General features: G+C 55.9%; 24 protein-coding genes and 2 tRNA genes. 10 read left to right on the top strand and 16 right to left on the bottom strand.

The genetic code is table 11. The annotated features are described in order from the left end of the window. Positions 1–183 precede the first annotated feature (183 nt). From LA5095_RS02885 to LA5095_RS02870, 4 genes are read left to right on the top strand one after another with little or no spacing between them, the layout of a single operon-like run. Positions 184–1707 (top strand): ABC transporter substrate-binding protein, encoded by a 1524-nt coding sequence (locus LA5095_RS02885; protein WP_055111752.1) that lies wholly within the window; start codon positions 184–186, stop codon positions 1705–1707. An 8-nt stretch (positions 1708–1715) separates the two neighbouring features. Further along, positions 1716–2654: an ABC transporter permease gene (locus LA5095_RS02880; RefSeq protein WP_055111750.1), complete on the top strand. Its 939-nt coding sequence runs from the start codon at positions 1716–1718 to the stop codon at positions 2652–2654. Next, the gene (locus LA5095_RS02875) at positions 2654–3469 is read left to right on the top strand and encodes an ABC transporter permease (protein WP_055111748.1); all 816 of its coding nucleotides are present in this window, start codon (positions 2654–2656) and stop codon (positions 3467–3469) included. The genes LA5095_RS02880 and LA5095_RS02875 overlap by 1 nt, the downstream gene beginning before the upstream one ends. Next, positions 3469–4893: an ABC transporter ATP-binding protein gene (locus tag LA5095_RS02870; RefSeq protein WP_055111746.1), complete on the top strand. Its 1425-nt coding sequence runs from the start codon at positions 3469–3471 to the stop codon at positions 4891–4893. Before LA5095_RS02875 ends, LA5095_RS02870 begins: the two co-directional genes overlap by 1 nt. A gap of 309 nt (positions 4894–5202) precedes the next feature. Here the strand turns inward: LA5095_RS02870 and LA5095_RS32625 are convergent, their stop codons facing one another. Next, positions 5203–5361 carry a hypothetical protein gene (locus tag LA5095_RS32625; protein WP_158510323.1) on the bottom strand — a complete coding sequence of 53 codons (159 nt, stop codon included), beginning with the start codon at positions 5359–5361 and terminating at the stop codon, positions 5203–5205. Between the two features lie 153 nt (positions 5362–5514). Between LA5095_RS32625 and LA5095_RS02865 the strand changes: the two genes are divergently transcribed. After that, positions 5515–5739: a hypothetical protein gene (locus tag LA5095_RS02865; RefSeq protein WP_055111745.1), complete on the top strand. Its 225-nt coding sequence runs from the start codon at positions 5515–5517 to the stop codon at positions 5737–5739. Between the two features lie 467 nt (positions 5740–6206). Here LA5095_RS02865 and LA5095_RS02860 read toward each other — a convergent pair. From LA5095_RS02860 to LA5095_RS02810, 10 genes are all read right to left on the bottom strand, one after another. Continuing rightward, positions 6207–6282, bottom strand: a tRNA-Phe gene (locus LA5095_RS02860). A 434-nt stretch (positions 6283–6716) separates the two neighbouring features. Next, positions 6717–8327 carry a bifunctional metallophosphatase/5'-nucleotidase gene (locus tag LA5095_RS02850; RefSeq protein WP_055112701.1) on the bottom strand — a complete coding sequence of 537 codons (1611 nt, stop codon included), beginning with the start codon at positions 8325–8327 and terminating at the stop codon, positions 6717–6719. Positions 8328–8670: 343 nt separating this feature from the next. Further along, positions 8671–8871, bottom strand: a complete 201-nt coding sequence (gene yacG, locus LA5095_RS02845) for a DNA gyrase inhibitor YacG (RefSeq protein WP_055112699.1) — start codon at positions 8869–8871, stop codon at positions 8671–8673. Between the two features lie 40 nt (positions 8872–8911). After that, on the bottom strand, positions 8912–9538 hold the full coding sequence (locus LA5095_RS02840; protein WP_029064071.1) for a Maf-like protein: 627 nt from the start codon (positions 9536–9538) through the stop codon (positions 8912–8914). 42 nt (positions 9539–9580) lie between these two features. Further along, positions 9581–9799: a translation initiation factor IF-1 gene (infA, locus tag LA5095_RS02835; protein ID WP_006939340.1), complete on the bottom strand. Its 219-nt coding sequence runs from the start codon at positions 9797–9799 to the stop codon at positions 9581–9583. A 104-nt stretch (positions 9800–9903) separates the two neighbouring features. After that, complete coding sequence (locus tag LA5095_RS02830) at positions 9904–10356, bottom strand: arsenate-mycothiol transferase ArsC (RefSeq protein WP_029064072.1); 453 nt, start codon at positions 10354–10356, stop codon at positions 9904–9906. 5 nt (positions 10357–10361) lie between these two features. Then, entirely contained in the window at positions 10362–10865 is a 504-nt protein-coding gene (locus tag LA5095_RS02825) for a UPF0262 family protein (protein WP_055111735.1), read from the bottom strand. A gap of 14 nt (positions 10866–10879) precedes the next feature. Beyond that, positions 10880–12187 carry a histidinol dehydrogenase gene (hisD, locus tag LA5095_RS02820; RefSeq protein ID WP_055112698.1) on the bottom strand — a complete coding sequence of 436 codons (1308 nt, stop codon included), beginning with the start codon at positions 12185–12187 and terminating at the stop codon, positions 10880–10882. Between the two features lie 52 nt (positions 12188–12239). Then, the gene (locus LA5095_RS02815; RefSeq protein ID WP_055111733.1) at positions 12240–12677 is read right to left on the bottom strand and encodes a DUF2948 family protein; all 438 of its coding nucleotides are present in this window, start codon (positions 12675–12677) and stop codon (positions 12240–12242) included. A 134-nt stretch (positions 12678–12811) separates the two neighbouring features. Then, a complete protein-coding gene (locus tag LA5095_RS02810) occupies positions 12812–13024 on the bottom strand; it encodes a hypothetical protein (RefSeq protein WP_055111731.1) in 213 nt (70 codons plus the stop codon). 136 nt (positions 13025–13160) lie between these two features. On the opposite strand from LA5095_RS02810, the gene LA5095_RS02805 reads away from it, so the two are divergent. Further along, complete coding sequence (locus tag LA5095_RS02805) at positions 13161–13637, top strand: DUF3124 domain-containing protein (protein ID WP_029064077.1); 477 nt, start codon at positions 13161–13163, stop codon at positions 13635–13637. Positions 13638–13705: 68 nt separating this feature from the next. On the opposite strand, the gene murA is transcribed toward LA5095_RS02805, so the two are convergent. Both murA and LA5095_RS02795 read right to left on the bottom strand, forming a co-directional pair. Continuing rightward, positions 13706–14995 (bottom strand): UDP-N-acetylglucosamine 1-carboxyvinyltransferase, encoded by a 1290-nt coding sequence (gene murA, locus LA5095_RS02800; protein WP_055111729.1) that lies wholly within the window; start codon positions 14993–14995, stop codon positions 13706–13708. 166 nt (positions 14996–15161) lie between these two features. Beyond that, on the bottom strand, positions 15162–15341 hold the full coding sequence (locus LA5095_RS02795) for a hypothetical protein (RefSeq protein WP_055111727.1): 180 nt from the start codon (positions 15339–15341) through the stop codon (positions 15162–15164). A 439-nt stretch (positions 15342–15780) separates the two neighbouring features. Between LA5095_RS02795 and LA5095_RS02790 the strand changes: the two genes are divergently transcribed. After that, positions 15781–15855, top strand: a tRNA-Thr gene (locus tag LA5095_RS02790). Between the two features lie 257 nt (positions 15856–16112). Here the strand turns inward: LA5095_RS02790 and LA5095_RS02785 are convergent. After that, the gene (locus LA5095_RS02785; protein WP_055111725.1) at positions 16113–17099 is read right to left on the bottom strand and encodes a GlxA family transcriptional regulator; all 987 of its coding nucleotides are present in this window, start codon (positions 17097–17099) and stop codon (positions 16113–16115) included. Between the two features lie 83 nt (positions 17100–17182). Between LA5095_RS02785 and LA5095_RS02780 the strand changes: the two genes are divergently transcribed. The 3 genes from LA5095_RS02780 (at position 17183) to LA5095_RS02770 (ending at position 20057) form a co-directional block, all read left to right on the top strand. After that, on the top strand, positions 17183–17806 hold the full coding sequence (locus LA5095_RS02780) for a lectin-like protein (protein ID WP_082442741.1): 624 nt from the start codon (positions 17183–17185) through the stop codon (positions 17804–17806). Between the two features lie 582 nt (positions 17807–18388). Next, the gene (locus tag LA5095_RS02775) at positions 18389–19033 is read left to right on the top strand and encodes a hypothetical protein (RefSeq protein WP_055111721.1); all 645 of its coding nucleotides are present in this window, start codon (positions 18389–18391) and stop codon (positions 19031–19033) included. A gap of 673 nt (positions 19034–19706) precedes the next feature. Beyond that, positions 19707–20057: a VOC family protein gene (locus LA5095_RS02770; protein WP_055111719.1), complete on the top strand. Its 351-nt coding sequence runs from the start codon at positions 19707–19709 to the stop codon at positions 20055–20057. A 167-nt stretch (positions 20058–20224) separates the two neighbouring features. On the opposite strand, the gene LA5095_RS02765 is transcribed toward LA5095_RS02770, so the two are convergent. Further along, complete coding sequence (locus tag LA5095_RS02765; protein ID WP_055111717.1) at positions 20225–21835, bottom strand: isochorismatase family protein; 1611 nt, start codon at positions 21833–21835, stop codon at positions 20225–20227. Positions 21836–21892: 57 nt separating this feature from the next. After that, positions 21893–22741, bottom strand: a complete 849-nt coding sequence (locus LA5095_RS02760; RefSeq protein WP_055111715.1) for an N-acyl homoserine lactonase family protein — start codon at positions 22739–22741, stop codon at positions 21893–21895. Positions 22742–22748 lie beyond the last annotated feature (7 nt).

Genomic DNA, 22748 nt, shown 5'->3' with positions numbered 1-22748 from the left:
GAAGCCATCGGCTAATTTACGCATGCAAGCAGTGATCTCGACAGGTCCAGCCAGCCTTCCCAAAAAACCAAGACAATCGCGCGGTTACAACTCCCGTAGAGCGTTTCCTGAAAATTGGCGACGTCTATCCAGGGCGTCCATTGCGTTGACTTTTATCTTTGCAAGACTGAGGAAACCCATTCGATGAAACACTTTTTCCTTGCCGCTGCCGTGACCGGTGCAGTGATATCGTTGACAGCGGCACCAGGTCATGCAGGTCCAGCCGACGACACGATCCGTATTGCGTCACCGTGGAAGATCGGTGCTCTAATCCCTTCCGCCAGTACAGCGCTATCACGCACAGGTGTTGTTGAAACGCTGACAATGCCGACTACCGACGGCGAAATTGTTGGTTTGCTCGCCGAAAGCTGGATCCCAAACGACACGTTGACGGAATGGCGGTTCAAAATTCGCTCGGGTGTCTTATTCCACGATGGCAGCCCTTTGACCGCGGAGACAGTCGCTGCCAATCTGACCAAATTCCAGGAGCAAAGCTCCTTGCGAACTGCCCCAGTTACGAACATCGCTTTCGAAGGTGACGAAGTCGTCGTTAAGCTTGATCGTCCGTATTCCATCTTGCCCGCGGTTCTGGCGGACTGGAACACCGGGATTGTTTCCGCAGCGAACCTGACTGATGAGACAGGCGACAGCGTCGCGGGAACCGGACCATTTTCTGTTACCGATGCTTCCGACCCGACAATGCTGAAGCTATCGGCGAATGATGATTACTGGGGCAAGAAGGCGACGATCGGCAAGGTCGAGTACCTGTTCGTTCCCGATGCCCAGGCGCGTCAAGCCATGGCCCAAGCGGGTGAAGTCGAGTTTGCGTTCAGCTTACCGGTCACAGCGACAAAAATGCTTGCAAGCGCGGACAGTGTGCAAGTGCAAATTCAAGCAATCCCGCGCGTTAGGGCACTCAAGCTCAATGGGGGCCTGGCTCCGCTGGACGAAGTCGTGGTGCGTCAGGCCATCAGCTACGCAATTGACCGCAAAGGTATCGCGTCCTCCATTGTCGGCAATCCAGACACGGCGGCATCGCAGTTATTCCCGGCCAGCCTGCCCGCATGGCACGATACATCACTCGAACCTTTTTCCCATGATCCTGCAAAAGCCGCAGAATTGCTGGCCAGTGCTGGTTTCACAAAGGGCGACGACGGCATATTGATCCGTGACGGCGACCGTTTTGAAATCGAAATGCGGACATATGACTCGCGCCCGGAGCTTCCCGTCATTGGCGTTGCGATCCAAAGCATGCTCAAGGAAGTCGGCATTGAAGTTACGATGAAGCAAGGCGACTGGACCGTCATATCGGACGGGCACACCGATGGAACGCTGGAGGCTGGCATTGTTTCAGACAGCTTCGTGTACGTTCCCGATCCAATCGGAGCCTTGAGCGAGAACTTTTACAAGAGCGGGGGCTTCTGGGGTTCCATGAACTGGAACAACGACGAGTTTGACGCATTGGTCGAGACGTATCAAAGAACGGTTGATCCGGAAAAGCTGGCGCAGCTTCGTACCGATATGGTCGCGATGATCCATGAGGAACATCCCATGGTGACGGTCACCTGGTATGACGATGTCTATGCGGTTTCGAAGAATGTATCGAATTTCACGTTCGACGTTTACGAACGCGATTTCGGCCTTAATCGTCTGACCTGGGCGGAGTAGTCTGCTGAATGACGCTTGCCGCACTTTTGGCGAGGAAGGCGCTGCTCATCCTGACCATCACGTTGCTTGTCGCTTCGTGTTCATTTTGGGCTGTGCATCTCCTTCCGGAAAACATTGCCATGCAGATCGCGGCAGCGAGGTTTTCCGGCACTGAACCAAATCAGCAACTGGCGGAGGTGGTCAGTCAGTCCTATGGGCTGGACCGCCCGATACTGGTTCAATATGCCGATTGGTTGGCCGGAACACTGACACTGGATTTTGGCGTCTCGCTCGTGACCGGGCGAGACGTGGTGCACGATATCGCGCACCACGGTCAGAATTCTTTGCGAACCGTTTTCTGGGGCTTCATCGCAGGTGTCGCCCTGGCGATTCCAACCGGATATGTCTGCGCGCGTTTTGCAGGCAGCCACCTGGACACGGTATTGACGGTCTTTAGTGCCGCCATCTCTACAATTCCGTCTTTCCTCGTTGCTATCGTCATGGTGCAACTTTTCGTGGTCGAACTCGGCCTTGCAACACTCAGCGGCACATCAGGATGGGCACGTCTCTGGGTGCTTGTCCTGACGATTGCCCTGTCGATTTCCGGTTTGCTGAGCCGCGTCGTCAGGACAGCCGTCATTGATGTCCGTTTGCAACCCTTTATGCTGCACGCCTTGATACGCGGCGTTCCGGAGCGAGAGTTATTCTGGCGGCATGGGTTGAAAAACGCGCTGCGCCCAGTGCTGAATTATCTTCCCGTGGTCTTCATGTTCCTGATTTACGATGTGATCGTTATCGAAACGGTCTTCAACTATCACGGTCTGGGCTGGGCGCTGATCAACGCGGTCAAAGCGCTGGATGTGCCGCTGATGCAGGGACTCGTTTTGGCGCTCGTGCTGTTTTATCTTTGCTGCACAACACTAAGCGACCTTTTGACGTGGCGTATCTATCGTCGCAAGGCCTCGTGATGTCTCATGTCAGCGAAGCGCGTAGGCCCTGGAAACTAGGCATTGCACTGACGCTCTTGTTCGTCATGACAGCCACCTTCGGGCCGTTGCTATATGCAGTGGACCCCAATGCACAAAACCTGCTCTCGGTTCTTTCACCGCCTGGCGCGCAGTACCCATTGGGCACAGATCAGCTTGGTCGTGACGTCCTTGCAAGGTTGCTTCATAGTGCGCGATATTCGGCCGGCATTGCAATTGCCGTTGTTGTCTTCAGCATTGCACTGGGGTGCATCTTGGCCGGGATCGCGCAGTGGACTGGCGGAATGATCTCCACCTCACTCGTGATGTTCTCCGATGCGGTCTACGCCCTTCCAGGCCTGTTGGTAACACTTCTCCTGGCAGATGTTCTGGGCGGTGGTGCGATGGTGATCGTTTTTCTACTCTGGATCGTCGCCTGGCCAGAATACTTTCGTTTGTCCTATTCCGTGGGGCAGCAAATTGTGAACAGCGACCATGTGCTTGCATCCCGCCTGGCAGGTGCCAGCGGGGGAACAATTTTCCGCCTGCAGGTTCTGCCCGTGATCCTGCCTTACCTCTTGTCACTGGGGGCAATCTCCGTAGGGCGCATCGTTCTGGCGATTGCCACTCTTGGATTTCTCGGCGTCGGAATTGCACCACCCCAGGCGGAATGGGGCATGATGATCAATGATCTTCGCGTCTACTGGCAAATTTCACCCGTTCAATTGGCAGCACCGGTGTTCGCGATAGTCTGGGTAGTGCTCGCCTTGCTTATCCTGTCGCAATCAATGCCCAAAGCCAAACCGGGCTTGAATTGATGCATTGTCTTGAGGCCCGCAATCTCAAACTGTCTGCAGGACAATTGTCGCTGGATGTTCCACACCTGCGTTTCAAGCAGCGAAAAACCTGTTGTGTTGTCGGGCGGTCAGGTTCGGGAAAGTCACTCCTTGCAGCTGCACTTTCAGGATTGCCGGTTCCCGGGATGGCCATGACCGGAGATGTTTGTCTCAATGGCTCCCCCGCAGACGGACCACTTTGGAAAGACCATGTCTTTGTCCTTCCGCAAGAACCGGCACTTGCACTCAATCCAACCATGCCTGTCGGCAAACAGTTGGCTGAAGTGTTCCGTTGGCGGAGCGACCCTGCGTGTTCCTGCAAGTCGCCAGGCGCGATCAGCGCGGAGGTTGGTCTCGACCAGGATGATCTGAAAAAGATCCCCGGCCAGCTTTCCGGCGGGATGCAACAGCGTATCATGATCGCCATGGCACTTGTCGCGCGTGCCAGTTTTGTCATCGCCGATGAACCGACAAAAGGGCTCGACGGTGGCAACAAGAAGCGGATTATCGACTTGTTTGGCCGGTTCAGGACGCCCGGTCGCGGCCTGATTGTCATTACCCACGATCTTGAGGTGGCGAGTGCTCTGGCCAACGACATCATCGTTTTGGGGGATGGCCACATTGCCGAACAGGGGCTGGCCAGTCAGGTGCTCACCAACCCGCGAAGTGAGGCAACGCGTGAATTGATCCGCAGCGCACCGCAAAACTGGCCAACTGCTGCCGCAACACCGCAAAAACCACATTGCCCTGTCGTGCGTCTGGAAGATGTCACCTTTGGCTATCGGCGCACCAACCCAATCCTCAGTGAAGCAACGATGGAGATCGATGGCGGCGAAATCGTCGGTCTACTGGGTCCGAGCGGTTCCGGTAAATCCACCTTTGGAGATCTCTGTCTCGCACTGCAAAAGCCGCAGTCGGGGACAGTGCAATGGTTTGGCTCAGACCTGAATTCCGCGTTGATCCGGAAGCGACGCAAAAAGTTCCAGAAGCTGTTTCAAAACCCCGTAACGTCCTTTCCACCAAACCTTGTTTTGCGGGACGTGTTCGACAAACTCACGCCGCAAAGTGCCGGAGCCAATATCAGAACCGAATTGATGTCGAGGCTTGGATTGACGGATGATTTGCTCCTGCGGCGGCCGGATCAAGTGAGTGGTGGAGAGTTGCAGCGTCTTGCGATCATACGCGTGCTATTGGCTCAACCAAGTTTTCTAGTCTGTGACGAACCCTCTTCACGCCTCGACATGTCCATACAACGGCTCGCAATCGACGTCATAGCTGAATATTCGTCACAATTTTCTTCTGCTGTTCTGCTGATTTCTCACAACGAAACCGTTTTGCGCAAACGCGCGAATCGTGTTTTTGAAATCTCGCATGAGGGGCGTCTATCGCTTAAAAGCTATGATTAGCGTCTCTCGTCTCCACGAAAACCAGCCCGAAGCCTGGTTCGTTTCACGAGCCAGATTTTGTCTGCAGGCTCCACATTGGAAATTGAAAGCCAATGGCTCATTCCGGGCCCACAAGTTGATTTCCGATGACATCAACTTGTTCCGACACCGCCGCATGTCAAAGCTGAACAGTGAGCTACTCACCAATCACGTGACAGGTTTATCGTAAATTGGACTGCTCCTTGTTTCCGCTGTCCTGGTTGGATTTCATTCTTTCGCAGCCTATGGACCGCTGCTGAAAGCCGGCCGCCAAGAGCGGAATGGGGGCGTTCAAGATTGTAGAACTCCATCCATCGAAATGCGTATGAAGTTTCGGCGCAGACGATCCGTCCAGACAAAGGACATGGACTGACTGCGCTGGACGCCCGTCCAGGAGCCAAGTGGTGATCTGGCTTTGAACTCCGGGCAATGCTGCTTCCGTTTCGACATTGCCAATCTCCCTGGTGATGAAGATCAGCAGACAGAAAATGGCAGATTAAGTGAGTATCCGCATTCCTGGGGTACTTCAGCGCCGACACTACCCAAATCCTTTTGCAAGGCTGGAGCGATCTCAACCGAGCGATTCTAGAGCGCATCCATTGAATGTTGGTTCGTTTGATGCCGGAAAGCAGGTCACTCGGCAAGGCGCGTCACGAAGGGCGATGTGGTGCATCGGTCAAGTGGCGCAACGCTGCCGATGCGCTGCTTTCCGGCACCCGAAGGGCCGGGCTCTTTCTCCCGCTGACTGCGTTGGCTTGCGCTTGTGGTGGGGTACACCGCTGCACACAAGCCGCCTGGGCAGCCGAAGAAAGCGCGCCGGTCAAATGATCCAACATTCAATGGATGCGCTCTAGACTGGCACTCCAGTCTGTTGGCCTGTGATCGAACCATCAAGGGATGCGGTGGAAGCAGCGCCGGCAACTGACGCAGTTACGCTATTTGCAGGTCACTCGTGGACGGTTTCGGGCTTCGGGGCATGCTGGCGCAATATGCGCCTTGCGCTGCAAGCGGACAGCAGAGTGCAACCCGACCTGACGCTTTCTGGCTTGCGACACATCTTGGCGACAAAACTCAGGGAAACTGAGTTGGACGAACGCGCTGCCGTAGACGGACCTGGACAGATGACCGAAGCAAAGGCCTCGCACTCCTGAAGGAGCGCGGATCTGAGGCGTAAAATGGCCAGCATTGGGAAGGTTTTTGGGGCAGAAGTGAACAACCGAAGAGCCAAAACTGTCAAACCAATAGGCTTGAACAGTGCACGCAAACAAAAAGGCAAGGAAATTCAGAAAGTTGAGTGGTGCCCAGAGGCGGAATCGAACCACCGACACGCGGATTTTCAATCCGCTGCTCTACCAACTGAGCTATCTGGGCGCGCTTTGCTTGGGTCGGGAAAAGCCCCCGTTCGCTGAAAGCCCGGTCCTTATAGAGGCTGGTTCAGACCTTGTCCAGCACTCTGGCAAAGTTTTTTGCCCGCTCCTGCCAGCAGGGTTGGGGAAAACCACAGTTCAGTTCAAGATGCTGAAAACACGTATTTTTTTGCGACATGGCGAAATTCGAGCGGGATGAGGTGATTGCATGGATGCACATCACGAGATTGTCGTGCGCGCGCGTCAACAGCGCCGGGTACCTATCCGTTCCGGCACATGCAATATCAGGGCATTTACACCCGGTCAGGGGCAACCGGTGCGCACAGAACTTCGTTCTGCCGGTACCGGGTTGAACAGGCTTCGTTTCCCGTAACGCCAAACACCGAAAAAAAACGCGCCGGCATGCGGCGCGTTTCAATTGGCGTTCGGGGGAACACTTTACTGTTCGGTGATCCTGCCATCGGTGTAGGGCGCATAGCCGTTGCGCGCTGCGAGGTAGTCGGCAACCACCGCCTCCAGTCCGGGCCCGAAGTCATACGCATTCATGCCGTTTTCGGCAAAGACCTTGTAGCCGTCACCGCCACCGCGCATGTAGTTGTTGGAGACAACACCATAGACCTTTTCCGGATCAAGCGGCACCCAATTGCCGTCTTCCATGACTTCGACAACGAGGACGCGCCCGGCGCCAGGATCCTTCTTGCGCGTCCAGGAGTATTTCAGACCGGCAACCTGAGGGAAGCGACCCGCGCCATCCTCGACCTGGGAGACACCGTTTTCCAGCGCCGTTACGACGTCCGCTCCCTTGAGCTGAAAAGTGGACAGGGTGTTCTGGAACGGCAGAACCGTCAGGACCTCACCCATGGTGACTTCACCGCCATCAATGGAGGCGCGCAAACCGCCACCGTTCTGAATTGCGATCTGGACACCCTGGTCCATGACACGGTCAAGCATGGCGTCGGCAACGAGATTGCCCATCTGGCACTCGCCAGCGCGGCAGGAGCCGCGGTCACCGTCGATGACATCTTCACTGGATCCGATGACCTTGCCTTTCAGTTCCTCGATCGGCGCAGCCAATTCGGCAACCCGGCCCGCGAAGCCTTCATCCGGTGTCACGGACGCATCCAGCAGGATCGGTTCGCCCTCGGCCTTGAGGAGATTGCCGTCATCGTCCCAGGTGACATCAAGTTCGCCAAGGAACTTTCCGTAGGCATACGCCTGAACGATGGGCACTTCCTTGCCTTCCGGATTTGTAACAAGAACCGGATAGGGACCTGACGCACCTTCCTGCGTGTTGGAAAGTAGCGTGTGAGAATGTCCTCCGACGATCACGTCGATTCCGGGAACGGCCGCGGCAATTTCCATATCCCGTGGCAAGCCCATGTGAGTGACTGCAATGATCTTGTTGATGCCGGCAGCCTCGAGACCCTCCACGGCACCTTTCAGATAGTCTTCGGCCTGAATGAAGCGGACACCATCGCCCGGTGAGGATGTATCGACCGTGTCTTCGGCCAAAGCGGACACGATACCGATTTTTTCGCCACCCCTTTCCAGGATGACGATACCGGGAACCTTGCCTTTCAGCAGCGGCTCGGCGCTGACCTCGATATTACCGGAAATGATCGGAAACGTCGCCTTGCCGATGAAATTGGCGAGACCCTCCGGGCCATCGTCGAATTCGTGATTGCCGACCGCCATGGCGTCAATATTCATTTCGTTCAGGAATTCGACCGCCGCGTCGCCCTTGTACGTCGTATAGAACAGCGAACCCTGGAACTGATCACCTGCGTCTAAGATAATGACATTCCTGCCATCTGCTTCGAGCGCATTGCGGCGTTCGTCGAGTTTCGTCTTGATACGGGCAATACCACCGAAACATTTTCCTTCCGCTTCGTCCTCCGCGTCGCATGTGGAATCGTACTTGTTTATCGACTCAATACGTGAATGCAGGTCGTTCAAATGCAGTATCGACAGTGAATAATCAGCATATGCAGCCGAAGACAGCGCCGTCGAGAGAGACAACACTGCAGCGGTAAGAAATCGGTTCTTCATCGGACCCTCGCCCTGGATTCTGGTTGTTTTTCGGTTCCGCGCAAAAGGCGGGCATCGCACCTGCCGAGCTCGATATTCCGATTGGTCACAGGAGCGCATGAATTCACAGCGCCATAACCTCCTGTCACTACCGGGAAATCGGGCCGGGTCAGCCGGTGCCTGAAATCTTTGATCAGATTTGTTGCCACCGCAAGTGGACGGTGCGAGATAAAGAAAAATTAATTTAACCGGAGAAGCTTCGCGCACCAACGCGACGCGAGAATTCGGTAAAATGTCTGACGTGGGAATTCCGGACTGCGCGCCCGATGCGGAGATCCGGACAGTCCGGCTTGTGTCCGGAAAGTCAGTCTTCGGGAATATTGCTCTCGTCGATGTCGTCGGTTTCGACCACAGGGATCGTATAACCCTCTGAAAACCAGCGGTTCAGATCCACCTTGGCGCAGCGGTCCGAGCAAAAGGGGTAGTCTTCCCTTGTCGACAGTTTCGAACAGATCGGACAAGGACGCATGCGCCGAACCGATGTCTCGTTGTCATTTACGGTCATCATGCCTCGCAGTGTTTGGCCGGGTTGCCCCTGTCTGCCGTCAGGCGGCAGCTGTCGCCCAGCCCTGATGAACCGGATAGCCGGCCGCACTCAGAAGGTTCGCCGTCTCGACCAGAGGCAGTCCGACAACAGAGGGATAAGATCCCACCAATTTGACGACGAAACTGCCGGCAAGGCCCTGGATCGCATAGCCACCCGCCTTGCCTCGCCATTCTCCTGACGCAATATAGTCGTCGACATCCATGCGGGACAGGCGCTTGAACCGGACACGTGTTTCAACCAGCTTGGAGCGAACCTTGCCGTTGGCTTCTGCAACGGCGACACCGGTGAAGACCCGATGCCCCCTGCCGGAAAGAAGCGACAGGCACATCAGTGCCTGCTCGGTCAGTTCCGCCTTCGGCAGCGCACGACGGCCGACAGCGACGACCGTGTCAGCCGCAAGCACGATACCCCCTTTGAGCTCCGGTGAGGCATCCGCCGACTGGCGAACGGCCTCGGCCTTGGTGCGGGCAAGCCTCAGTGCAAGACTGCGGGGCGTTTCATGCTTCCTGGGCGTCTCGTCAATGTCGGCGGGCATGAGGTGATCGGGATCGAGCCCGATCTGCTGCAGCAGCGCGAGGCGGCGCGGCGAAGCTGATGCCAGAATGAGCGGAGAATCATCGGTCATGGGAGAAAGAGCCTTGCAGCCGGAACCACCTTGAAAAGACCGCTACTTGAAGCGGTAGGTGATCCGCCCCTTGGTGAGATCGTAGGGGGTCATTTCGACAAGAACCTTGTCGCCCGCCAGAACGCGGATTCGGTTCTTGCGCATGCGCCCTGCCGTGTGAGCGATAATTTCGTGATCGTTTTCCAGTTTTACGCGGAACGTCGCATTCGGCAAGAGTTCTGTTACGACGCCCGGAAACTCCAGAGCTTCTTCTTTAGCCATTTGATATCCTGAATAAAGCGGGTCCTGCCCGCGGGTGCCGGGGAAACTAACGGATTACTGTCAGAATGTGAACAGTTCTTTCTGATCCTTACAAAAAAGAAAACTCAGTCGGCCGCCGAGGGCGACCAGTCGAAGCGTTTCTTGATTCGCATCATCAGCTGGTCACGCACGGTCCGGTATTCGTTCAGGATCTGTTCGCGACTCCCCGTTGCAAGTGTCGGATCCATGGTTGGCCAGTATTCCACGTCCATCGCATCCGTCCTGGTCATCTCGAGAGCCTTGTGGTGGGCCTCGGGCGCCAGGGTGACAATCAGGTCGAATCCAGATTCGTCCAGGTCTTCGAAGGTCTTGGGCCGATGTTTGCCCATATCGACACCGATCTCGGCCATTACCGCATCCACGAAGGGGTCGACCTTGCCTTGCCGGACACCGGCAGAGCGCACGTAGATCCGGCCGGGGAACAGTTTCTGCATCAGACCTTCGGCCATCGGGGAGCGAACGGAATTCATCCCGCAGGCGAACAGAACCGCAGTCGGACGCAGGCCCGGCCCGGTCACTTGTCTCAGCCTTTCCAGTGCAAGGCGTAGACCAGCGTGAACAAACGTCTCGCTGTCTGCATGTCAACCGCGATCTTTCCTTCCAGCCGTTCCATCAAGATAACCGATCCTTCATTGTGAACTCCGCGCCGCCCCATATCGATCGCCTCGATCTGGCTTGGCGTCGCATGGCGGATGGCTTCATAATAGCTTTCGCAGATCAGGTCATAATCCTTGACGATCTTGCGAAGCGGCGACAGTGACAGGACATGAGTGACGACCTCACGCTCGTCATCTGTTCTTATGCGAAACACCAGTTTCTTTTCGACAACCGCAAGGTCGAGAACATATTTCGCGGGTGGGTGCCCCACTGGCTGGAAACTGTTTTCCTCGATCAGATCGTAGATCGCGACTGCCCGGTCATGCTCGACTTCCGGGGTGGAACGCGCAATGGAGGCTTCGTCCAAAACGATATCCACCAGCCGACTGCCGGCGGATTGCGAATTGGTTTCCGGTTGCGTATCGCTCATGTGCGAGAAGCCTTCTAGAATCTCCGTTGCATGTTCAACCTGATGGAAACAGAGCGCGCGTGCGCCGACAACCCCTCAGATTCACCCAATGTGATTGCCGCCGGGCCAAGAGCCCGCAGATTATCCGCATTGCACTTCAGGATCGAGGTGCGCTTGACGAATTCCAGAACGGAGAGACCTGAGGAAAACCGCGCAGACCGCGCCGTGGGCAACACGTGATTGGAGCCACCGACATAATCACCAATCGCTTCCGGCGTATAGTGCCCGAGAAAAACTGCCCCCGCATTGCGCACTTTTTTCAAGAGATCTTCCGGATCGGCAACAGCCAGCTCCAGGTGTTCGGGTGCGATCCGGTTGGCCAGCGGCATTGCGGCCTCAAGGTTCTCCACCAGAATGATCGCACCGAAATCCTGCCAGCTGGCCCTTGCCACCTGCTCGCGCGGCAACGTCTTCAGCTGCGCTTCCACTGCTCTTTCCACCTGAACGGCCAGATCTTCGCTATCTGTCATCAGAATGGACTGGGCGGCCGTATCGTGCTCGGCCTGAGCCAGCAGATCGGCGGCAATCCAGTCGGGATTGTTGTCGCCATCCGCAACGATCAGGACTTCGGAAGGCCCGGCAATCATGTCGATGCCGACGGTACCGAACACCCGGCGCTTTGCAGCTGCAACAAAGGCATTGCCGGGACCGACGATCTTGGCAACCGGAGAAATGGTTTCAGTACCGAAGGCAAGAGCGGCAACGGCCTGGGCACCGCCAATACGGTAAATCTCGGTGACGCCGGCAACACTGGCGGCCGCCAGAACGAGCGGGTTCAGAACACCGTCCGGGCTTGGCACCACCATCACGATGCGATCAACACCGGCAACACGCGCCGGAACGACGTTCATCAGCACCGAACTCGGATAGTTTGCCAGACCGCCGGGCACGTAGACGCCAACAGCCTCAATCGCTGTCCAGAGCGTCCCCAGTTCCACACCGATGTCATCGGTATAACGTTCGTCCCTGGGCACCTGGCGAGAATGATGCGCATGAATCCGGTCATGAGCGAATTGCAGGGCCTCCAGCGTTTCCGCCGGCACTTCCTTCACTGCTTTCTCAATTTCCTGCCCGGAGACTGTGAGCTCCGCCATGCCGGCTGCATCGAGCCGGTCAAATTTTGCGGTATAGTCCAGTACGGCCCTGTCGCCGTTCGCGCGAACATCTTCGATTATGTCGCGAACCACCTGGTCGACATTTTCCGAGACTTCCCTCTTGCCCGCCAAAAGGTCCTGGAACCGTTCCTCAAATCCCGTTTCGGTGCTGTTTAGGCGTAGAACCACGCGCATCTCCATCACAAACGGTGCCAGGCACCGAATTAGTCCCGATCATCGGTCAGCTGAGGTCGTGTTGCGGCAGGTTGGGGGTCGACCAGGCGGCACCGAGGTCGGAAAGCTGCGCCTCTATGCACTCCACGTCCAGCGCAATGCTGGCACCACCGGCAAAAGCGAGCTGGATTTTGCCTGAAGGCTCATCTGCTGCCTCAAACGTGACAGCCAGCAATTCCAGCACCACGCCCTTGGCTTCCTGCCGGATGTTCTGCACCTTCATACCTGTCACCTGCCCGACAGCAAGGGCGGATCTGCGACGCTCGTGTTCCCTCGTACGCTTGTCCGCCTCCTTGTCCCAAACGAAGCGGTTCACGATGAAGACCGCCTTTTTCTCCTTCGGCAGAAAGCGGATGTCCGCCACCGTCATTACGGCGTCCTGCAAGTGGGTGGAAAGAACCTGCAGGTCTTCCTGGTCGAGGGCGGCAAGTTTCAGCTGATCCATAGCGGTCTGATTCTGATCCGGTTAGTCTTGTTTTCGGCAGACCGCATATAGGGCGTGTCTGGCATTATCCCAAGGGAGATGACCTAAAGCGGAAATCAGCGTTTTGCAACGCCGAATAACTTCGACAGGGCGCGTCAGGGGCCGTCATCCACGCGCTGACGCAGATCCTGCCTGATTTCATCGAGTGTTGCGATGCGCTTGAACACCCTGCGTCCAAGCCAGAGACCGAACACCAGAAGAAAAAAACCAAGTGTCGGTCCGAAGGGCGAAGCGACAAACACAACCGCCAGCAATCCAGCCAGGGCAAAACAAACCTGGATCAGGAACCTGATTGTCTGTGCACCCATCTATTCCCTCGCTCTTCGCCAGATTGACTGCCCGATGATGACCGCGCCAATATCGCTGGCCGCGCTGGCTTGCAATCGCTGCAAGCATCTAGGACAGTGCGTTCAGGTCAAAATACCCTTCGCTGTCAGGAATGCCATGTTCAAATCGCTGTCCGGCCTCTTTTTCAGTCTTGCTGTTTTGTGGACAGCTGCCGCGTCAGCACAGGACGTCACCGAAAAGGTTCTTGGCGAAACGATCTATGTGCCTGCCTATTCCAGGATCTTCTCCTATCCGAACCGCTCGGACCTGCTCGCAACTACGCTTGCGGTGCATAATGTCGATCCGGACACGACCCTGACACTGACCAGGGTCGATTACCACGGCGAAGACGGAAAGTTGCTGCGCAGCCTGCTTGAAGCTCCGTTCGAACTTGCGCCGCTGCAGTCAAAGACCGTGCTTATTCCGATCAACGACACCAGCGGTGGCGTCGGGGCAAATTTCATAGTGGTCTGGACGGCCGGCAAACCCACTCTCGGCCCGATTGCCGAGGCGATCATGACAAGCGGCAGCGGCGGTCCCGGTCCCTCCTTTACCTCAAGGGGCCGTGTAATCGCACGTCAGCAGGCGGAATAACCGGTTCGCCTGCCCCTCAAGTGTAGCCGCCGACGGATCAAGTTCAGGATCGCAGCCCGGTATCTGTCTTAACCGGAAATCCGCTCGATCTGCGCGCCACAGCGGGTGAGCTTGTCTTCCAGGCGCTCAAAACCACGATCGAGATGGTAGACCCTGTTGACGGTTGTTTCGCCCTCGGCTGCCAGTCCTGCAATCACGAGCGAAACGGAAGCCCTGAGATCGGTTGCCATGACGGGTGCGCCGCGCAATGTTGACACGCCGTCGACCGTCGCAGTGCGGCCGTCGACCTGGATCTGGGCGCCGAGACGGGCAAGTTCCTGGACATGCATGAAACGGTTTTCAAAAATGGTTTCGGTGATCTGGCTGGTGCCGCCTGCCTTGGTCATCAGCGCCATGAACTGGGCTTGCAGATCGGTCGGGAAGCCCGGGAAAGGTTCCGTGGTGACATCGACCGGCTGAATACCGTTGCCATTGCGATGGACCTTGATGCCATCCGGTGTCTGGGTGATGTCGGCTCCGGTCTGGCGCAGCGTGTCCAAAGCTGCCTCCAACAAATCCGTGCGAGCGCCCTGAAGAAGCACATCACCGCCTGTCATGGCCACCGCCATGGCGTAGGTTCCCGTCTCGATCCGGTCAGGAACAACGGCATGGTGAGCACCGTGAAGACGCGGAACCCCCTGGATCCGGATGGTCGATGTCCCCTCCCCCTCAATCCTGGCGCCCATGGCCTTCAGGCAACGGGCCAGATCGACAACTTCCGGTTCGCGCGCGGCATTGACGATTTCCGTCTCACCGTGTGCGAGGGTCGCCGCCATCATGACGGTGTGCGTTGCACCCACGGAAACCTTGGGAAACTCGACACGCGCTCCCTTCAGGCCACCTGGTGCCCTGACCACAACATAACCACCCTCGATCTCGATCTCGGCACCGAGCGCCGCCAGTCCGTCGATAAAGAAATCGACCGGGCGCGTTCCGATTGCACAACCACCGGGAAGCGAAACACGCGCCTCGTGCATGCGCGCAACCAGCGGGCCGATAACCCAGAAGCTGGCCCGCATCTTGGAGACCAGTTCGTAAGGGGCCGTCGTGTCGACAATTTCACGGGCGGTCAGGTTAAGCGTCTGGCCTGCCAGGTCGTCCTGACCGCTGCGCTTGCCGTTGACAGAATAGTCGACGCCGTGGTTGGAAAGAATCTGCATCAACTGCGCGACATCGCGCAATCGCGGTACATTTGAAAGCGTCAGGGTTTCGTCTGTCAGAAGCGAAGCGATCATGAGCGGCAATGCCGCATTCTTTGCCCCGGAAATCGGGATGATACCGTTCAGCTCCGCGCCGCCGACGACCTTGATGCTATCCATATGAACCCCGAACCCGGCCGCTTTCCCCAAGCGGCCTTCCCTTAGAACAATCTCTCACCAAACCTGCGGTCTACACACAAGTTGTGACCCATGCAAGGCGGCGATTGGCCGGACATCGGGCGTTTTCGTGACAGCTCACAAGCTCCCGATCCCGATCTCCAGCACTTCAGTCCTGCTTGCGGGCCCTGGCTGCACTTTTGCGGCGGCGCAGATTTGCTCTCAGGGCCTCGGCAAGTCGATCGTCCCGTGAAGGTGAGCCAGGCTTTGCCTTGGAGACATCACTGTCTTGCGAGGAGTTTGCGCCGCTATCGTCAACCGATTGGCCTTTTTGATCTTTTTCACTCATGGGCGTTGTGAACGTCCTTTCTGGTCCCTCGTCTTCTATCAACAGGCAGGCGCCGGGGAAAGTCGGCCTGAACTTGCGGCATGAAGCAGCACGCCGGTTCAATATCGTCCCGCTTGCGCTTCTTCCCGGTTGCAAACAAGATGCGACAGCCTGTTGAATACACCCCGAAAACGCCTCTTTACAGACTATATCCACAAGCAGGTTTTACACTGTTTTTCAGCCGGGATTCAGAACGAAATTGCATTTGAGATTCGCGCCACAATTTCCCAGGCGACCCTTGCCAAAAAAAATCCAAATGACGGCTTGCCTCCAGCAGGCTCTTATGGCACAAGCCCCCTCATTCCGGGCGGCACCGCTGGTCGGGAACAGCATTCGCGTCTCAATGCCCGGGCTTTTTGCCATTTCCGGCAACGCGGGGCTCTTCAAGGCGCCTTCATATGCTGCCGTAGCTCAGGGGTAGAGCACTCCCTTGGTAAGGGAGAGGTCGAGAGTTCAAATCTCTCCGGCAGCACCATTTTGCAGGCACTGCGTCAAGTTACCCCCTAAGACATTGAATGGTAATGAATATTTGGTGTCCAACACCCCTTTCGCGACAGTAATTCGGAAGGTCAATACACCATTCCAAGCACCATTTTCTGCAAGTCTGCCCTGCAAGACCGCCATAAACTGCCATATTGTTCAGTTTCAGGTGATGCCTGCCGTCTTCATGTAAGACTATTGCAGGTAGTGTAACGGCGCGCAAATTTGCCGTACCTAAGAGACAACAAAAATTCAACTTTTGCCAAATCCAAAACGGTTTCTGTATTCTTTCGGCGAGATTCCGAGGACACGTTGCATGGCACGTCGCAAGCGTTCGTCGTCCTCGAAACCGGTTCGTTGCGCAATCGTCGCGACAGGAAGAGCGGTGTCTTCGAGCAGGTCGCGCGCTGCTGCAACGCGAAACAGTTCGATGGTTTTGGCAGGCGTTCGACCGGTGGTTGCCCGATAGACCCTGGTGAAATTGCGTTCACTCATTCCTGCTTGCTCAGCCAACCGGTCTACGCGCAAATCTCCTTTCAAATTTTCCCCGATCCAGGTGTGAAGCGCATCGAACCGACCGCTGGCATCATTGATTTGACCGAGAAGAGCGGAGCTGAACTGAGTCTGGCCACCGGGGCGGATCATATACACGACCAGTGTTTGTGCGAGACGAACGGCAACTTTTCTCCCCGAGTCTTCTGCCACCATGGCAAGAGCCATATCGATGCCCGCGGTCACTCCTGCCGAAGTCCATACATTTCCATCTTTCACGAACATGCGGTCCGGCTCTACCTTCACCTTCGGATGCTGACAGGCAAGATCGTCGCAGGAATACCAATGTGTTACCGCGCGATGGCCATCCAGCAGACCACTTGCCGCGAGAACGAACGCGCCTGTGCAAACAGAGCCTATGCGCTCGGATTGATCGGCCAGAAGAACCGTATCTTCCAGAAGTTTCGGATCTTGCGCTGCCGCTCTCGCACCCCAGCCGCCCGAAATCAGGAGAGTATGGAGCTTTCTGTCGCGCCATCGCTCCATGGGTTCCGTGCTGATTTCAACCCCCGTGTCCATCAGCTGAACTCCGCCTTCCGCAGACACAAGCACGATCTCGTAGTCTTCACCTCCACATACTTTTGCATCGGCGAAAACCTGCATTGGACCGGTGATATCCAGCAGTTTGGCGTCTGGAAAGACGACAATTACAACAACCGGGCGCGATTTGGCGGAAAATGAGGGCATATTGTCGGTTATGCCAAAAAATTAACTGTTAGTCTATTTCTGAAGTATTGAAGTTTTTTTAAGTATAGTATTGAGGAAATCTCATGAAAAGAATACTACTAACTGCAGCTGCAAGCCTTGCAATGATTTCCTCGGCTGCAGCTGCACCATTCCAATGGTCTGCCGGATCCGGAGGCAACGATCACTGGTATGAATTTGTTGTGCTCGGGTCCGGAGACCCGTCATTGATGGCAACACAGGCAGAAGCGCTTGCCGGGTCATCTTCCTTCATGGGGCTGGGTGGCTATCTTGCGACGATAACGTCTGCAGCCGAACAGACATTTCTCAATTCGCACTGGCCTGGTGCAGGCAGCGTGACGGGCCAGTTCCTGGACTACAGCTTCTTCCTGATTGGCGCGACGGACCGCAACACAGAAGGTTCGTTCGAATGGCTGGACGGGCCTGAAGGTGGAAATCCTTTGGCGTATACCAACTGGAAGCCGGGCGAACCGAACAACTCAGGTGGTGAGGACTATGTTGTGGCCTGGTGGGAAGACAGCGCCACTGGTCGCTGGAACGACATACCAAACAACGCGAATGTTCGTGCCTATCTCGTTGAGTATAGCGTCACGCCGGTTCCCGTACCGGCTGCCCTTCCGCTTCTGATTGGCGGGCTTGGGTTGCTGGGGTATGCCGCGCGCCGCAAACGCAGTTCAACAGAAGCCTGATCTGTAAACACGGATTAGCAAACTTGGCCCGCCGTTTTGGCGGGCTTTTTTTGTGCTGGTGTGCAGACCACGCGTCCTTCGAAGTCGGGTAACCCCGCCCGTCGCAAGCGCAAATGCGATGTCGTAATCTTCACCTCCACAAGTTTTCGCATCGGTGAAAACTTGCATTGAACCCGTAATATCCAGCAATTCGGCGTCCTGAAATTCGCCAATAACAACAACCGGGCATGATTTGGCGGAAAATGAGGTCTTATTGTCGGTTTTACCAAAAAATTAACTGTTAGTCTTACGACAAGCGATACTGAGTGGTTGATCGGTATTGTTTGCCGCGTTCATAACAAAAGCGGCAACAGTTTCTAAGAAAGTTGAAAACCACTCCCCTCCGGCAAAAATTCCGTAGTTGATTGCCGGTTGTTCGATCTCGCTTTGCTGAGGAGCAACCATGTCAATTCTTTCTGCCAACTAACAGGGAGAGAGATCTAGAGAATCAAGAACTACATATTCGGACCAGGTGCGATGGTTTCCTCGGCAGCAGCTGCACCATTCCAATGGTCGTCTGGGTTTGTGGTTTGGAGGTTTGAAATGAAAAAATTTCTTATCGGCGCGTGCGCTGCTCTCGGGTGGATTACCAGTGCTCAAGCTGCGCCAGTCACATTCGCAGGTCTCACATTCGACGATACCGCTTTTGTCGATGTGTCAAATGCGGTTCAGGGAACTTTTGATCCGACCGGTGTTATCGGTGGTAATTTTGCGACAGGCATTAACTTGCAAGAGCCTCCGGGAAGCATCCCACGTGTAGCGGAACTGAGCTTTACCGACAATACACTGGTGAACGGCTCTGGCGACGACCTGGCTCTGTTTGTGCCAAGTTTCGTGTTTAACCTTGGCGTTGCGACCGAGTTTCCGGGACCGACAGGTGGACCCACACCATTTCAAGGCCGGAACGGCATTTCGACCGGCGGTGGCATGATAGCGTTCCTGTATGACCTGTCTGACTACGGTATTGCTGATGGCGGTTCCGTGAGTTCCTTCTTTTTGACCAGACTTGGCGATGTTGAAGCATTCACTTTTGCAGCGGCCGCTTTGAATGGTGGTCCGATTATTGACCCACCCGTCGCTGTACCATTGCCTGCCGCTTTGCCAATGCTTGTGGGGGGTCTGGGTTTACTCGGTATTGTCAGAACTCGCCGCAAACGAGGCGCGATGCAGGACAAGCCTGAACTTTGAAAACGGATCAACAAACCTGGCCTGCCGTGATGGCAGGCTTTTTTGTACCGTCTAGCGGAAGGTCAACTGAACTCCCAACGAACAGACAGGCATTCAGAAGTTAAAAGATCCAATAAGTCAGATATTTATACACAGAACAGGGCAAATCTGCTTTCCTTTTCCTCTCGGTGTCCAACAGCACCCACTGCTGTACTTTCCTGGTTGAAAACATGCTGCGAACTGGCGAGGGGCATGAGACCAGCGGTGGAGGGAGCCATGTCGGTGAAGTATTTGAATGCCCCCCAATATTTGTAGACGCCTTCTTCCCAAATCTTGGTGCAGGAAGGTCAAGACGAGCGCGAGCGTGAGCGCACATGCGCTCCATGCCCGGAAGAAGACGTTCTCCAAGTCTCCCGTTCCCGTTGGGCTTGTTCCGGACTTCTTCACGCGAGAACAACCGGATTCGGGTTTTCAAAAACCGCCCTGACTTGATGATCCCTTCCGCTCGCCCCTTGTGCATTTGATGAGCTCGGTGAACGCCTTGCAGTTTCCGCTCAAAACACGGCTGTGCAACCGTTCCGAGCAGCTTCCGGAACGGGGCATTTGTTACGCGGCACACAGCCGTCCGGGATGCAGTCGAAACTGACATTGAGCGGTTCTGTTGATATCCTGCTTTCGCAGCGGAGGATATTGCATGACCGTCAAGCGCATCGTGTTCGACATCGCGACAAGTTCAGTCGATGAAGTTCGAGAATTCTATGCCGAACTTTTTGATCTTGAAACGATCATGGATCAGGGCTGGATTGCTACCATGGCTTCAGATGCGACCGCCAGGGTTCAAGTCAGTATTGCTTCCGAGGGTGGCTCAGGGACGCCTGTTCCCGACGCGTCCATCGAAGTCGATGACGTTGACGAGGTCTATCGCCGTGCGAAAGAACTTGGTCACAAAATCGAGTACGAATTGACAAACGAACCTTGGGGTGTCCGGCGTTTCTACGTGAACGACCCTGCCGGAAAGCTTCTCAACGTCCTGTCCCATCTTTAGGTCGGCATCGTCAATTTGGGGCCCCAGGCGAACCTGGTACAATTGAACCGGTCAGGAGTTTCGGCGCTTCAGATCGATCTGCGCTCGTGCAAATTCAATCTGGCTGAAATCCTCAGTCACAAAGAACCCGGTGGCTGCCGCGATATCGTGGTGCGTTGCCTCCCGGTCTAGCGCAAGGCTGCAATGACGGATGCCGTATCGGTGACATTTGCGACGTTCTGCATGCCAAAATTAATCGAAGCCCGGTGCCAGTCCGCATTCATGGTTGAACAGGCATCTTCCGGAACGATGACCTGGAACCCTTTGTCCGCAGCCGTGCGGGCCGTGTGTTCAACGCTCATGTTGGTCCAGGAACCAGTGTTGATGATCGTGTCGATGCCTGCGTGGTTGAGGTAGCTTTCAAGGCGCGACGTCTCCCAACCGCTCATCGACATCTTTTCACACACGAGATCTTCCGGCCGCGGCTCAAGCCCCGGCACAGGGGCAACACCCCACGTACCCCGGACAAGGGCATTCTCCCCTTTCAATCCCTGAAAGAGAGGAGCATGCTGGGAGAGCAGCGGATGCCCCGGTTCACAGACCATCCATATATGGATGACGGGCATGCCGTTTCGGCGCGCGGCTTCCGCAAGCGCAATGGCGTTGGACACCACATTCTGGTCACGAGCGTGCTGCGGCGACCCGGTTTCGGCAAACGCACCACCGTCCATCATGACATCGTTCTGAAGATCCTGAATGAGCAGTGCCGTTTTCTTCGGGTCAAGAACGGGGCAAGCGGCAATCTGCAGCCCCTTGGAGGACGCATTCACGGAAGAACCGACGTTTGCCGCCTGTTCGAGTGAAGAACTTTGGACCGTTTTCGGCGACATGAAGGGTTCGGACCGCGGCCGGATTTTGGTCTTTATCGTGTAGACAGAGGTGCATGCGCACATGAAGAGGGTTTGCCAGTCTTCACCACCCCAGTGAAGGTTGGCCACCATCTCGGGTACTTCGATCTTGCCAATCAGCATCCCCTCGAAGGAATAGACCCAAACGCCACCGGGTGCGGTGACCCAGACGTTGCCGTTGGCATCGGCCTTCATGCCGTCCGGCACGCCCGCCTTGACGCTGTCCTTGATGCCTGAGGCAAACATCCGGCTGTTTTTCAGTCTGCCGTCTCCACCAACATCGAACATGCGAATGTTCGCCTGCTCGGTATCATTGACCCACATCCAGCGTTCACACGGTGAAAAACACAGTCCATTGGGCTGTGTGAACATGTAGCGGTCGGAGACAAGCACGGCTTCATCGCCGGGTTTGTGGTCCGGCGGAAGCATGTAGACACCCTGGAACCCCAGTTGAAGCGGGCGAGGCACACCAAAGTGTTCCAAACGCCCGTAGGTCGGATCCGTGAAATAGATCGCCCCGTCGGATTTGACGACAATGTCGTTCGGCGAATTGAGTTCCTGCCCCTCGAAGTGGGATGCAAGAAGTTCCCGCGATCCGTCCGGGCGAAAGCGGGCGACCGAACTCGTTGCATGTTCACAGACGAGGAGATTGAGCTCCGCGTCATAAGTCATGCCGTTGCCTTTGTTCGACGGGCGAAGCTGTTCCGTTACGCCGGATTGCCGGGTCCATTTGCGCCGAACATCGCCGGGCATATCGGAGAACAGCAGATACTGGTCTACCGGATGCCAGATCGGACCTTCAGTGAAGACGAAACCGGTGCCGATACGCTCAACGGCAGCATGCTCGTCCACCAGGTCTGTAAATTTCGGGTCAACAACTGTATGGCCCACGGATCCCTCCCAGTCTTTCGTCAAGCGGGAAGCAAAAACTTCCCGGAATACATCAAGTTACATCGGGAACCACTGCCGCTCGGGCACCGTTTCGGACATCGGACCGGGAACGGTCATGGCAAGCCTGCCAACCACTTGCTGGTTCTGGATTTTTGCCGGCCGGTCATGAACAGGAAGCAGGAACGTGTAATTGTTCAAAAGCTTCTTGATCGCGCCCTTTTCTTCCCGTTTCGAGCCGGAATGGTTCCCCGTCACGCGCGGTTCCATCCAATTGTTGGTGTGGACGTGGTTCACGATCTGATCGTTGAAATCGTAAATGACGTCACCGCAGATGCAGGCAAGGCCCTCCGCCGTTTCCACGATCACATTCATCGACCCTTCAGTATGTGCGCCGGCCGCTTCACACCACACGCCCGGAATGATTTCTTCCGCGCCGGTAATCTCAAGATCCAGGAAACGCATGGCTTCGGGTTCATAGATCCGCTCCACCAGATGCATGATGTCGGGTTTCGGATATTGCGGGTACATGATCCCGGACACGGAAAACTCCATCTCCCTGCGGTTCAGGACCACGGTCGTATTCATCGGGAACTTGTCGTCCTTGCCTGCGTGATCGATGTGAAGATGCGTGTGCAGGATGTAACGAATATCGCCGAGCTTCAGACCATGTTTGGCAAGCTGGTTCTCGATCATGTTGTCGTGGAACTGCAGTCCCCGCATCCCGAGACTTTCCATGATCGCGTTGTCCCGGTACCCAGTATCGACGAGAACGGGATGCGTGCCACCGAGGATCAGGAACCCGTAGACGGGTACGCGGCGGATCCGGCCGCATTCATGACCGAGCACAAGAAAAGATGTCTCAAGTTCAATGTCGCCATAGTCCAGAACGTGTATGGTAAGGGCCATTTGTTTT

Source organism: Roseibium album (genome assembly GCF_001404515.1).
GTDB lineage: Bacteria > Pseudomonadota > Alphaproteobacteria > Rhizobiales > Stappiaceae > Roseibium > Roseibium album.
The sequence above is the reverse complement of the archived record's forward strand: the minus strand, read 5'-3'. Positions and strand labels throughout refer to the sequence as shown.

Excerpts from the sequence above, each read along its gene's own strand:
- LA5095_RS02785 (WP_055111725.1), bottom strand. The coding sequence starts at position 17,099 with ATGCCCTCATTTTCCGCCAAATCGCGCCCGGTTGTTGTAATTGTCGTC.
- LA5095_RS02775 (WP_055111721.1), top strand. The coding sequence starts at position 18,389 with ATGAAAAAATTTCTTATCGGCGCGTGCGCTGCTCTCGGGTGGATTACC.
- LA5095_RS02885 (WP_055111752.1), top strand. The coding sequence starts at position 184 with ATGAAACACTTTTTCCTTGCCGCTGCCGTGACCGGTGCAGTGATATCG.
- LA5095_RS02870 (WP_055111746.1), top strand. The coding sequence starts at position 3,469 with ATGCATTGTCTTGAGGCCCGCAATCTCAAACTGTCTGCAGGACAATTG.
- LA5095_RS02880 (WP_055111750.1), top strand. The coding sequence starts at position 1,716 with ATGACGCTTGCCGCACTTTTGGCGAGGAAGGCGCTGCTCATCCTGACC.
- LA5095_RS02865 (WP_055111745.1), top strand. The coding sequence starts at position 5,515 with ATGTTGGTTCGTTTGATGCCGGAAAGCAGGTCACTCGGCAAGGCGCGT.
- infA (WP_006939340.1), bottom strand. The coding sequence starts at position 9,799 with ATGGCTAAAGAAGAAGCTCTGGAGTTTCCGGGCGTCGTAACAGAACTC.
- LA5095_RS02780 (WP_082442741.1), top strand. The coding sequence starts at position 17,183 with ATGAAAAGAATACTACTAACTGCAGCTGCAAGCCTTGCAATGATTTCC.
- murA (WP_055111729.1), bottom strand. The coding sequence starts at position 14,995 with ATGGATAGCATCAAGGTCGTCGGCGGCGCGGAGCTGAACGGTATCATC.
- LA5095_RS02875 (WP_055111748.1), top strand. The coding sequence starts at position 2,654 with ATGTCTCATGTCAGCGAAGCGCGTAGGCCCTGGAAACTAGGCATTGCA.
- LA5095_RS02825 (WP_055111735.1), bottom strand. The coding sequence starts at position 10,865 with ATGAGCGATACGCAACCGGAAACCAATTCGCAATCCGCCGGCAGTCGG.
- LA5095_RS32625 (WP_158510323.1), bottom strand. The coding sequence starts at position 5,361 with ATGTCGAAACGGAAGCAGCATTGCCCGGAGTTCAAAGCCAGATCACCA.
- LA5095_RS02850 (WP_055112701.1), bottom strand. The coding sequence starts at position 8,327 with ATGAAGAACCGATTTCTTACCGCTGCAGTGTTGTCTCTCTCGACGGCG.
- LA5095_RS02770 (WP_055111719.1), top strand. The coding sequence starts at position 19,707 with ATGACCGTCAAGCGCATCGTGTTCGACATCGCGACAAGTTCAGTCGAT.
- LA5095_RS02805 (WP_029064077.1), top strand. The coding sequence starts at position 13,161 with ATGTTCAAATCGCTGTCCGGCCTCTTTTTCAGTCTTGCTGTTTTGTGG.
- LA5095_RS02810 (WP_055111731.1), bottom strand. The coding sequence starts at position 13,024 with ATGGGTGCACAGACAATCAGGTTCCTGATCCAGGTTTGTTTTGCCCTG.
- yacG (WP_055112699.1), bottom strand. The coding sequence starts at position 8,871 with ATGACCGTAAATGACAACGAGACATCGGTTCGGCGCATGCGTCCTTGT.
- LA5095_RS02815 (WP_055111733.1), bottom strand. The coding sequence starts at position 12,677 with ATGGATCAGCTGAAACTTGCCGCCCTCGACCAGGAAGACCTGCAGGTT.
- LA5095_RS02795 (WP_055111727.1), bottom strand. The coding sequence starts at position 15,341 with ATGAGTGAAAAAGATCAAAAAGGCCAATCGGTTGACGATAGCGGCGCA.
- LA5095_RS02840 (WP_029064071.1), bottom strand. The coding sequence starts at position 9,538 with ATGACCGATGATTCTCCGCTCATTCTGGCATCAGCTTCGCCGCGCCGC.
- LA5095_RS02760 (WP_055111715.1), bottom strand. The coding sequence starts at position 22,741 with ATGGCCCTTACCATACACGTTCTGGACTATGGCGACATTGAACTTGAG.